General features: G+C 68.8%; 8 protein-coding genes. All 8 read left to right on the forward strand.

The annotated features are described in order from the left end of the window. Positions 1–7: 7 nt before the first annotated feature. The 8 genes from nrdR to ribD all read left to right on the forward strand — a co-directional run bounded on the left by nrdR (position 8) and on the right by ribD (position 6,731). A complete protein-coding gene (gene nrdR, locus LXT12_RS21285; protein ID WP_233394304.1) occupies positions 8–451 on the forward strand; it encodes a transcriptional regulator NrdR in 444 nt (147 codons plus the stop codon). Positions 452–599: 148 nt separating this feature from the next. Next, positions 600–1,142: a pilus assembly FimT family protein gene (locus LXT12_RS21290; protein ID WP_233394305.1), complete on the forward strand. Its 543-nt coding sequence runs from the start codon at positions 600–602 to the stop codon at positions 1,140–1,142. 106 nt (positions 1,143–1,248) lie between these two features. Next, positions 1,249–1,725 carry a type IV pilin protein gene (locus LXT12_RS21295; RefSeq protein WP_233394306.1) on the forward strand — a complete coding sequence of 159 codons (477 nt, stop codon included), beginning with the start codon at positions 1,249–1,251 and terminating at the stop codon, positions 1,723–1,725. A gap of 2 nt (positions 1,726–1,727) precedes the next feature. Continuing rightward, positions 1,728–2,312, forward strand: a complete 585-nt coding sequence (locus LXT12_RS21300; protein WP_233394307.1) for a prepilin-type N-terminal cleavage/methylation domain-containing protein — start codon at positions 1,728–1,730, stop codon at positions 2,310–2,312. Beyond that, on the forward strand, positions 2,303–3,046 hold the full coding sequence (locus LXT12_RS21305; protein WP_233394308.1) for a PilW family protein: 744 nt from the start codon (positions 2,303–2,305) through the stop codon (positions 3,044–3,046). The genes LXT12_RS21300 and LXT12_RS21305 overlap by 10 nt, the downstream gene beginning before the upstream one ends. Next, the gene (locus tag LXT12_RS21310; protein WP_233394309.1) at positions 3,043–4,350 is read left to right on the forward strand and encodes a PilX N-terminal domain-containing pilus assembly protein; all 1,308 of its coding nucleotides are present in this window, start codon (positions 3,043–3,045) and stop codon (positions 4,348–4,350) included. The genes LXT12_RS21305 and LXT12_RS21310 overlap by 4 nt, the downstream gene beginning before the upstream one ends. Positions 4,351–4,360: 10 nt before the next feature. Continuing rightward, entirely contained in the window at positions 4,361–5,671 is a 1,311-nt protein-coding gene (locus LXT12_RS21315; protein ID WP_233394310.1) for a prepilin-type N-terminal cleavage/methylation domain-containing protein, read from the forward strand. Positions 5,672–5,699: 28 nt separating this feature from the next. Continuing rightward, a complete protein-coding gene (gene ribD / locus LXT12_RS21320; RefSeq protein WP_233394311.1) occupies positions 5,700–6,731 on the forward strand; it encodes a bifunctional diaminohydroxyphosphoribosylaminopyrimidine deaminase/5-amino-6-(5-phosphoribosylamino)uracil reductase RibD in 1,032 nt (343 codons plus the stop codon). Positions 6,732–6,850 lie beyond the last annotated feature (119 nt).

Here is a 6,850-nt window from a genome sequence, read left to right on the forward strand (position 1 = left end):
ACGCCCGATGCGCTGCCCGTTCTGCTCTCACACCGAGACCCAGGTCGCCGAGACCCGGGAGTCGGACGAGGGCGACGTCGTCCGGCGGCGCCGCCGCTGCCTGTCCTGCGACAAGCGCTTCACGACCTATGAACGGGCCGACATCGCCCTGCCCTCGGTCGTCAAGAAGGACGGGCGGCGCGCCGACTTCGACCTGGCCAAGCTGCGCGCCTCCATGCAGCTGGCCCTGCGCAAGCGCCCGGTGAGCGTGGAGCAGATCGACGCGGCCATCAACCGCATCGAGGAGAAGCTGCTCGCCAGCGGCGCCCGGGAGATTGCCTCCACCCGGCTGGGAGAGCTCGTCATGCGCGAGCTCAAGCGCATCGACAAGGTGGCCTATGTCCGCTTCGCCTCGGTCTATCGCAGCTTCGAGGACGTCGACGAGTTCAGGCAGCTGATCCGGGAAATCTGATCGGGGTTTTCGAGACCCCTCGATCAAGGGGTGGAGAGATTGACATCGGGATCAGCCCGCGTCAATTGGCACTAGCTGGGAAAGACGCCCCGAGCGGCGCGCCCTAGAGTTCGTTCAAAACAAAAAAGAACGATCTCAGGGAGACTTCATGAATCGCATCGCGCGCGGCGGGAGCCGCGGCGTGTCCCTCGTCGAACTTTGCGTCGGCGCGGGGGTGCTTGCCCTCCTGGCAGGGGCGGCCATTCCGGCCTTGACCCAATTCCGACGCGAGCAGGCCTTGCGCGCCGCCGCCGACGCCCTGGCCAGCGACCTTCGACTCGCCCGCAGCGAGGCCGCCCGGACGGGGGACTCCGTCTACTTTCGCGTCAGCGGCAAAGGCAGCCAGAGCTGCTACCTGCTCCACACCGGCACGGGCAACGGCTGCGACTGCAGCGCAAGCGGCCAAGCTTCATGCACGACGCCCGGCAGCGCCATCATCAAGGCCGAATGGCTGCCTCGCGCCAGCCTGCTCCTGCGCAGCAACGCCGAGACCTTCGAATTCCAGTTCCGCCAGGGCCTGGTCACGCAGACCGGCAGCATCGACCTCAGCCTCGTCAACGGCCCCGGTATCCGCCAAGTCGTCGCCATCATCGGCCGCGTGCGCAGCTGCTACATCGGAGCCAAGCTGTCCGGCCTGCCCAAATGCGCTTGAAGCGGCTCCCCCTCGTTCAGGGGAGCGGCGACCAACGGTCGCTCATCGGCGACGAGCGGCGCAAACGTAACGATTTGTCTGTACGCCGCTACCGAGAATCCAGGCCATGTCCATTGCGCCCGTCCGACGCATCCGCGGCTTCACGCTCATCGAACTGATGGTGGCCGTCGTGGTGGCAGGCATCCTGGCCGCCGTCGCCTATCCGGTCTACACCTCGGCGCTCCAGCGCAGCCGCCGCGCCGACGCCATGGCCGTGCTGACCGCCATCGTGCAGGCCCAGGAACGCTACCGCTCCAACCACAGCAGCTATGCCGAGCAGGTGGGCGACGACGGCCTGGGTATCGACGTGTCCAAGATTGCGAAGTACTACACCGTCAGCCTCGCCGGCGCGGGCAGCACGCCGAGCTTCGTGACGGGCTACGTCGTCACTGCGTCCGCCATCGCCAGCGGGCCGCAAAGCCGCGACACGCAGTGCGCCAAGCTCCGCATCCAATTGCTGGGCGCCCGCTTCTCCTACCTGTCGGCGGACGCCAACGACACCGACACCACCGAAACGGCCAGCCCGCGCTGCTGGGCTCGTTGAGCATGAAGCGCCCTCTCCTTCCATCATCGAGCCCAGGCTTCACGCTCATCGAGCTGATGGTCGGCGTGGTCATCCTCGGCGTGCTGCTTGCGGTGGCCGCGCCGTCGTTGACCGGGCTGATCGAACGTCGGCGCGTGATCGCGGCGGCGGACGAGGTGGCCGGCCTGTTCACCTATGCCCGGTCCGAAGCCAATGTGTTGACCGAGACGGTGAACCTGCACCTCGAGCCGGTGCCGTCCAGCGTGGGCGCCTTCAGCTGCGTCCGCGTCAGCGCCGCGGCGACCACCGACCTGTGCAAGTGCAGCCTCGCAGCCGACCAGGTCTGCAGATTGGGCGGAGGCAAATTGCTGCGCGAGTACCTGCTCCCTCGCAGCACCGGCGTGAAATTCGATGCCACCGGCAATTGGATCTTCGTTCCCTACGTGGTCAGCTTTCAGCGTGGCGCGTTCAATCCAGTGAACAACGTCGGGGTGACCGTGACCGGCACACACACAGGCGCCCAACTGCGCGTCGAGTACAACAACGTCGGGCGTGTGCGGATCTGCTCGCCGGACGGCGCCATCGGAGGGTACGCCCGATGCGGCTGAACGCCTTCCACCGCGGGCAACGCGGGCTGAGCATGGTGGAGCTGATGGTCGGCATCACCATCGGCATGATCGTCACGGCGGGCGCCTCCCTCGTCGCCGTCAACCAGATCAGCGAACACCGCCGGCTGATGCAGGAGACCCAGATCCAGCAGGACCTGAGGTCGGCGGCCGACCTGCTCCAGCAAGACCTGCGCCGGGCCGGATACAACGGCTCCAGCGCTTCGGGCGTCTGGGCTCCGCCTAGCGCCGTCGGTTCGCCGAGCGAACACTCGGCCCAGACGGTGGCGGCCAACGGCTACAGCGCCATCACCAAGTCGAACAACGACAGGGCGACGTCACTCAGGTATTCCTATGCCGTCGGGTCGGGTGGTGCGGCGCCGGCAAACAACGAGTTCTTCGGCGTGAAATGGGACAAGAGCGCCAAGGTCCTTTACCTTCAATTGGGGCAGACCGCCGGGGAGCCGAACTGGCAACCCATCACCGACCCGGAGAGCGTGCGGATCGTCGACTTCGACATCAACGTCGCCTCCGAGGACCTCGATATGGGCGGCTACTGCGACAAGCCTTGCAATTCCGGGCCGGGGGCCGCGGCGCCGGTATGTCCGGTGCAGCGCGTGCGCGTGGTGAGTTTCACCATCGTCGGCGAGGCATCACACGACCACAAGGTGAGACGCACGCTGACCGGCACCGAGCGAGCGCGCGCCGACGAACTCAGCGGAGCGTGCCCGGCATGAGCGCCCTGAACGTCCCCAAGGCCCGGCCCCAGCGCGGCGCCGCGACTCTCGTGGTCGTCATGGTGCTCTTCCTCGTCATGGCCTTGCTGGCGGCCTATGGCAACCGCAGCCTGCTGTTCGAGCAGCGCATCGCCAGCAGCTACCTGCGCGCCAGCCTCTCACAGGAGGCGGCCGAGGCCGGCATCGAATGGACCCTGGCTCAGCTCAACGGCGCCGCCATCAACGCCAGTTGCAAGCCGGTGAGCAGCGGCGGCCAGCGATTCGCGGACCGCTACCTCAACATCGATCCTGCCGACAGAACCATCACCTCGCGGACCGCCGTGTCCGCCTACCTCCTGGACTGCGCGCGCGACCTGACCCAGGACGGCTGGGCCTGCCGCTGCCCCGCGGCGGACGCCGCCGCCACGCCTGCCACCGCACTGCCGGCAGGTGCTGAACTGCCGTCCAGCTTCAGCGTGGACTTCGCCAAGGGCCCTCGCAACGGCACCCTGCAGCTGCTCGTGCTCGGTTGTACGGACAGCGTCATCGACAACTGCAAGAACAGCGATACCTCGGCCGTCAGCCAGGCCCAGTTGGGCAGGACGCGGCTGAAAACCACGATCGCCCTGGTCAGCGCCGTGCGCAGCCCGCCGGCGTCCCCGCTCGTGGTCAAGGGCAGCATCAGCTCGTCCGGCGCGGGCCTGGGCCTGCACAACACCGATCCGCGCTCCAACGGCCTTCTCGTGGCCATGGGGGGCTCGACCGCCTGGCCAGGCCGGGTGGACGATCGCCTGGAGAGCGTGCCCGGCACGTCGCTCGACCAGGTCGTCGGCCAGGACGCCCGGTTGGCCGACGTCAACACGACCACCGACGACCTGTTCCGGATGTATCTCGGCGCGACCGTGCAGCGCTACCCATCGCTGCCGGCCCTGAGAAAGCTGGCGTGCTCGGGCGACTGCAGCGCCGACATCCAGGCCGCCTACGACGCCGGCCAGCGCGTCCTGTGGGTGAACGGCCCGCTGACGATCAGCAGCAACCCGACGCTGGCCAGCATCACCGATCCCCTGCTGCTCATCGCCACCGGCGACGTGACGCTGACCGGCGGCCTGCAGCTCAATGGCATGCTCGTGACCCCCGGCAACCTCACCTGGACCAATGGCACCGCACTGCCTTCGCTGATCAACGGCATGGTGCTGGTCGGCGGCAATGTGCAGACCGGTGGTGCCGTCGACATCGTCTACCAGCAGACCGTGGCGGACGAACTCCGCAACCGCACGGGGGGCTTCGTCCGCGTGCCCGGCAGCTGGAACACCTTCGTCCGTTGAGGAGCCGGCGATGAAGAACTCCTCTTTCCGCCGCTCCACGGCCCGGCCATCGCGCCAGGCCGGCGTCACCCTGATCGAGGCGCTGGTGGCGCTGCTGGTGATGTCCTTCGGCATGGTGGCCCTCGTCAGCCTGCTGGGCAACCTGAGGTACAGCGGCGACGTGGCCAAGCAGCGCAGCGAGGCGATGCGCCTCGCGCAGGCCGAGCTGGAAGGACTGCGCTCCTTCGCCGTGCTCCAGCGCGCCGCGGGCGCCTCGGCGCCGCGTGACTACGAAAACGACGTCAAAACCCTGCCCGAGGTGCAGACCATCGCGGCGGCGGACAGCAACACCACCTTCACGCTGTCCCGCCAGGTCTGGCCTCTCGTCAAGGACCAGACCGAACCGCAGGGGCGCACGGTCTCGGTGACCGTCGCCTGGCAGGACCGCAGCGGCGTCGAGCAGCGCGTGAACCTGCATACCGTCATCTCGCGGACCGATCCCGTCGTCTCGTCGGCCCTCAGCATCACCCCGCCCACCACCGGCATCCGCACGCCGGATGGGCGCAATCCCGTCATTCCCGTCGGGGCCCGCAAGCTGGACGACGGCGTGAGCGTCTTCCGCCCCAGCCGGGACAGCGTCACCGTCTGGGTGTTCAACAACGCCACCGGCGTCATCACCGGCAAGTGCGAGATCGACGTAAACACCGCGCTGACCGACCTGACGCCCAGCAGCGTGGACTCCTGCAAAAACAACACCGTCGGCTACCTCGTCGCCGGCACCGTGCGCTTCTCGGCCACCAAGCCCGCCAATCCGACGACGCCCGAGGCGCCCGCGCAGTCGTTGTCGGTCTACCTGGACCTGAAGCCAAGCCAGTTCGTCAAGCCCGACGGCACCGGGCTGCTGCCCGGTGGCGAGTACCCCATCACCCCGAGCTACGAGTGCTTCAACGATGCACCGGCCAGCCCCAACCTCAACCAGGCTTTCGTCAACTACAACTGCATCGTCTACCCGAACAACCAGTCGCCACGCAACTGGTGGGGACAGGTGCTGCTGAGCGGCCTGGATCTCGGCGCGACCGCCTCGCAGTTCAGGGTCTGCCGCTACAGCGCCGACTACAACCACAACGGCTATGTCGAGCCCCCCTTCGTGTCGTCGCCCAGCGTCGTCGACCGGATCGACAACGAGGAGCACCCGGCCGTCTACCGGCATGTCAGCTACTCGCTCGCGCGCCAGAACTTCCTGGTCGTGCGCGGCGACGTGAGCTGCCCCACCGCGTCGGCGCCCGATCCGAGCCACGGCATCTTCGTCGACTACTCCACCGTCCAGATCCAGCCGTCCTGACCCCGGCTGCCAGGCCTAGACTGGGCGGATGCCCTTTCCCGACATCCCCGCCGCCCTTGGCCAGGCGCTGTACCTGGCGGCCCAGGCCATCGGCCTGAGCGACCCCAACCCGCGCGTCGGCTGCGTCATCCTCGCCCCCGACGGCCGCACGCTCGGCGCGGGCCACACCCAGGCCGCCGGCCAGGCCCACGCCGAGGTGATGGCCCTGCGCGACGCGGCAGCGCGCGGCCACAACGTGCGTGGCGCCACCGCCATCGTCACCCTCGAACCCTGCTCTCACCATGGCCGCACGCCGCCGTGCTGCGACGCCCTCATCGCCGCCGGCATCGCCCGGGTCGTCGCCGCCGTCGAAGACCCCAACCCCCAGGTCGCCGGCCAGGGCCTGGCCCGCCTGCGCGCCGCGGGCATCCAGGTGGAACTCGCCGACGCCGCGACCGCCGAGGCCGCGCGCGAACTCAACATCGGCTTCTTTTCCCGCATGCAGCGCGGCCGGCCCTTCGTGCGGCTGAAGTCGGCCGTCTCGCTGGACGGCCGCACCGCCCTGCCCGACGGCCGCAGCCAGTGGATCACCGGCGAGGCCGCGCGTGCGGACGGCCATGCCTGGCGGCGCCGCGCGGGCGCCGTGCTGACCGGCATCGGCACCGTGCTGGCCGACGACCCTCGGCTCGACGTGCGCCTCGTCCCGACCGTGAGGCAGCCGCTGCGCATCGTGCTGGACCCGCAGGGCCGCCTGTCTGCCGCCGCCCGCATCCTGCAGCCGCCGGGCGAGGCCCGCGTCATCGGCCCGGGCCGTGCCGACCTGCCGGACCTGCTCACCCGGCTCGGCGCCGAAGGCATCAACGAACTGCACGTCGAGGCGGGCCCTGTACTGTCGGGCGCCTTCCTCGACGCCGGCCTCGTGGACGAACTGCTGGTCTACCAGGCGCCCATGCTCATCGGCGCGGGCCGGCCGCTGGCCGAGCTGGCGGCGCTGCCGGAGCTGGCCGCGGCGCCGCGCTGGCGCTTCGTCGAAGCCACACCCGTGGGGGCGGATCTGCGCTTTCGCCTGCGTCCGACCTAGTGTCCTGTCCCGTTAGTTTCTGGCATTAATCCTGCATGCCATTGCGGTATCTTGGAACGGGGGATACCGCGATGAGGACAGGCCGACCGAAGGTTGAATTGCTGCTGACTGACGAGGAG

Source organism: Pelomonas caseinilytica, from assembly GCF_021353235.1.
Classification (GTDB): Bacteria; Pseudomonadota; Gammaproteobacteria; order Burkholderiales; family Burkholderiaceae_C; genus Pelomonas; species Pelomonas caseinilytica.

Bases quoted from the DNA above. Each gene is read 5' to 3' on its own strand.
- LXT12_RS21305 (WP_233394308.1), top strand. From the start codon at position 2,303: ATGCGGCTGAACGCCTTCCACCGCGGGCAACGCGGGCTGAGCATGGTG.
- LXT12_RS21300 (WP_233394307.1), top strand. From the start codon at position 1,728: ATGAAGCGCCCTCTCCTTCCATCATCGAGCCCAGGCTTCACGCTCATC.
- LXT12_RS21295 (WP_233394306.1), top strand. From the start codon at position 1,249: ATGTCCATTGCGCCCGTCCGACGCATCCGCGGCTTCACGCTCATCGAA.
- LXT12_RS21315 (WP_233394310.1), top strand. From the start codon at position 4,361: ATGAAGAACTCCTCTTTCCGCCGCTCCACGGCCCGGCCATCGCGCCAG.
- ribD (WP_233394311.1), top strand. From the start codon at position 5,700: ATGCCCTTTCCCGACATCCCCGCCGCCCTTGGCCAGGCGCTGTACCTG.
- LXT12_RS21290 (WP_233394305.1), top strand. From the start codon at position 600: ATGAATCGCATCGCGCGCGGCGGGAGCCGCGGCGTGTCCCTCGTCGAA.
- LXT12_RS21310 (WP_233394309.1), top strand. From the start codon at position 3,043: ATGAGCGCCCTGAACGTCCCCAAGGCCCGGCCCCAGCGCGGCGCCGCG.
- nrdR (WP_233394304.1), top strand. From the start codon at position 8: ATGCGCTGCCCGTTCTGCTCTCACACCGAGACCCAGGTCGCCGAGACC.